The sequence below is a fragment of the Candidatus Thiothrix phosphatis genome (assembly GCF_035668035.1).
GTDB lineage: Bacteria > Pseudomonadota > Gammaproteobacteria > Thiotrichales > Thiotrichaceae > Thiothrix > Thiothrix phosphatis.
This window is the reverse complement of the sequence record NZ_JAYMYJ010000036.1, coordinates 1-3,372: the sequence shown is the minus strand read 5'-3', so window position 1 is coordinate 3,372 and position 3,372 is coordinate 1. Positions and strand designations below refer to the sequence as shown.

The 3,372-nt window shown below is 55.3% G+C and carries 4 protein-coding genes; all 4 read right to left on the bottom strand.

Annotation, left to right across the window (positions count from 1 at the left end):
• Positions 1-173: 173 nt before the first annotated feature.
• On the bottom strand, positions 174-749 hold the full coding sequence (locus VSS37_RS04405; RefSeq protein WP_324693473.1) for an EF-hand domain-containing protein: 576 nt from the start codon (positions 747-749) through the stop codon (positions 174-176).
• Between the two features lie 116 nt (positions 750-865).
• Entirely contained in the window at positions 866-2,128 is a 1,263-nt protein-coding gene (locus tag VSS37_RS04400) for a DUF5666 domain-containing protein (protein WP_324693471.1), read from the bottom strand.
• Positions 2,125-2,943, bottom strand: a complete 819-nt coding sequence (locus tag VSS37_RS04395; protein WP_324693470.1) for a DUF6502 family protein — start codon at positions 2,941-2,943, stop codon at positions 2,125-2,127. Before VSS37_RS04395 ends, VSS37_RS04400 begins: the two co-directional genes overlap by 4 nt.
• A 164-nt stretch (positions 2,944-3,107) precedes the next feature.
• Positions 3,108-3,372, bottom strand: a 265-nt coding sequence (locus VSS37_RS04390) for a helix-turn-helix domain-containing protein (RefSeq protein WP_324693469.1), incomplete at its 5' end; no start/stop codon positions are given.

Below are 3,372 nucleotides of genomic sequence, written 5' to 3'. Positions count from 1 at the left end.
ATTATGAATCAAAGGGTTGCGCTCTATCAGGCGCAGCCCTTTTTCATTTCTGCCCACATAAAAAAAGGGTTGCAGCCTAAACCACAACCCTTTTCGCCCTCAACTATCCATTAAAGCCAATTCCGACAGTCAAGCTGAGAGGCATATTTCCCTCTCAGCATGCCAATGCCGGATTAGCGCTTGCCTGCCTTGCCGCCGCGTTCACCGCTAGCTGGAGCAGTAGGCGTCGTTGGCTGCGCCGGAACCGCAGTATACTCATCCAGCGCCAACAGCTGATCCGCGTTGGCGTCAAGACGGGCAAACTCCCATACGCCGCCGTTGGCCCCCTTGCTTTGCAGTTCGGTGAACTCCGCCAGACTGACGCCTGCATCAGCGTTCTTATCTGCCAGCTTGAAGACATTGGTCAGGTAGGCGGCAGTGTTGGCTGGCGCAGAAGCCGTAAATTCGGCCAAGGTAATATTGCTGTCTGAATCAACGTCCATCTTGGCGAAAGCAGCCGCAATGCGCCGGGTTTGCAGCGTATTTTCCAAATTAAGGTATTCCGCCAGCGACAAAGCGCCGCTATTATCAACATCAGCCGCCGTAAAATCAGCCGTTTTAACTGCAAGGATTTCAGCCGCGGTCACGACGCCATCGCCATTGGTGTCATATTCGGAAGCCGGAGCCCCGCCATTGTGTGCGTAGGCAAGAAAAGACGCTGACAACAAGGCACCAGCGGTGAACAGGGAAAGAGAAGTATTGATTTTCATGGTTGTTTCTCCATAGTTGCCAAAAATCTTACCCATGATGGGTAAGTGTTTGTGACCCGGTGCTGCAACACCGGGTTTTTTATAACTGCCAGCCAGCTGCAACTGGCCAGCAGTATTCAGTGCGGGGATTCCTCCCCGTGCAAAGGCGGCTCGGAGCCAGTCGGCGGTGCCCCCCAGTCCAAGCGCAACACCCGCAGGCTGCCATCGCTTTGGGGAACGGCCTCCACCCTGACAAAATCACCCGTCTTAATCGATGCAAACGACCCAGTGGTCTGGCGCTGGTCGGCATCCCGCCCAAGCAGCAACATGCTGGCGTTGTCCACCTGCAAGACGCCGCCGGGCAAAGTGAACGTTTTTTGATCTGGCTGCAACGACAGGACATTGCCTTCCAACGTGAGCGTCCGCCCATCCCTGACATGCTGCGCCGCCACCCGACCCGCCAGCAATTCACCCGCCTGATTGACTACGCCTTCCACTTCCAGCGCCATATTCAGCGCCAAATCCGACACGGTCAGGTCATCAAAGCGGGTCGCAGCGGACACCACCACCACTTGATCATTGAGCGTAAAGCGGTTCGCCGCCGCCAGCGCGGTCACCACGCCTTCCAGATGCAGGCGCGTATCCTGCGGATAATCAGGCTGATTTTTCAGTGCTACCCGCGACGCCAGCAAGGTCAGCCCCTGCAATGGCTGCCGGGTTTCAACCTGCACGAATTGCCCTTCCGCCAATGTTTGCCCAGGCAAAAAGCCTTCCAGCCGGGCGGGGGTATAATCGACAATCAAGTTACCCAACTGGAAGGAATGCTGCTCCGGCAAGAAAACACTGACACGGCCTTCCAGCTTCAGGCCCGCGCCATCCTGCGGCTGCCGCCCCGGCAACAGGGCAATGCTGGAAGCCGTTATCACACCGTCGGCGTCGCGGACACCGGAAATTTCCACGACATTGCCTGTCTGCAAGGCTGTGAGCTGCTCAAAGCCATGTAAAACTGTCAAATCATCGGTCTGCACAGTCTGTTCCATCACGGTCAGGCTCTGGCCATCAGTGGCAGGCGCGGTCACTTCGCCAACCAGCAAACTGTCAAACGTCACCTGGCTGGCCTTGCCGTCGACACCATCACCCTGCACTTCACCAGCCACGGTTACAAACTCGCCAACACTGAAAGCGCCCTGCCCGCTGACTTGTTCCCCATCGCGGTAAAACGCTGCCTGGCTGACATCATAATGGACGCCATTGACGTAAATGCTGCCAAAGCCGGTAATGCGCCCGCTGGAAATGCCGGTTCCGCTCATGCCGCCTTCCGCCAGCGTTTGTGAGCCTTCCACACAGCTACCCAGCCATACACCGCACAGCAAGGCTGCAAGGGCGAACTTGATATTCATTGTTTTGGCTCCTTGGGTTCCGCAGGCTGCTCAAAATAGTAAATGCCGACACCCGCCTGCATACGGCCTGTCCCCTGCACATCCGGCGTATGGTCACGGTCATGTTGGTACAGCCAGTCATTAAATCGCAGCAGCAACTGCTGGGCGTCCTTGCGCACAAATGCCCTGAATTCCGGCAACACTTCTTCCGGCAAATTGTTGTAGCTGACCTTGCGCTGGTAACGCAGCTCCAATGGGTCGCGGCATGTCAGGTTGTGGTCGATGGTCGAAATCAACAGCGGCACATCCATGCCCAACAACGCGATTTTTTCACCTTCATCGCCCTGCGGGATGTAAACCTGACTGAGCATCTGCACGCCGCCATCCAGCGTTTCCCCCGCCACCTGGATGCGCTTCATCTCTTCCAGCATGGCGAAAGCGGACATATCCCCGCTGTAACGCTGCACCAGCCGCTCAAAACTGCCCCGCTCCCCCCGGAACGGCAGGATAGCTGGCTGGCCAGTCGCTGGATCAGCAAATTCCTCATCATGCCGCCAGCCAGTCAGCACGCGCATCCCCCGGTTATGACGCGGGCTGGTTTCCTGCTCCTCGCGTTCCCGCAATTGCGCCACATCCTTGCGGGTCAGGCCGGTAATGGCGGCGATGCGTGAAGTGGTGACCCGTTCACCGCTACGGATCAGCTCCTGTTCAACGACGTCCACATACGCCTGTTTCACCACCTGGGTGAAATCCCCCAAAGCGACCCCCTTACGGTAAAGGATGCGCATCAGGGTTTTGACAATGCGGTAAAAGGCTGAACGGAGCATGTTATCCATAGATGGGAATTTTTTCCCATTACAAAACTTCAGTCAAGTGGATTATGGACAGAATCAAGTATTTTTTATTGCCAAGCACAGAGGTGGAGCTTAAGAGTGAAAAATATTTGTGCAGAACTTGAAAATAAAAATGCCTCCAACAGGAGGCATTCAGGTAAGGGTGGTTAAACTGTAGACCAGGGGCTATCAGTAGATGGATGGTTATGGCGGGTAAATCGGCAAAATTGCTCGCCTGAATGAAAATATACTTCAATCAAATCGGGTACAGTAATTTTCAATGTATTGGCGACCCTTATCAAGGTAGAAATTTTGGCTTCCTTGATGTCGGCGCGCATCAGCTTGTGCCAAGTCTGACGGGAAATGCCTGAACGTTGCGCCGCACTGGTCACGGTCAGTTCCAGTTTTTCCATCCTGGCTTGTACATATTTG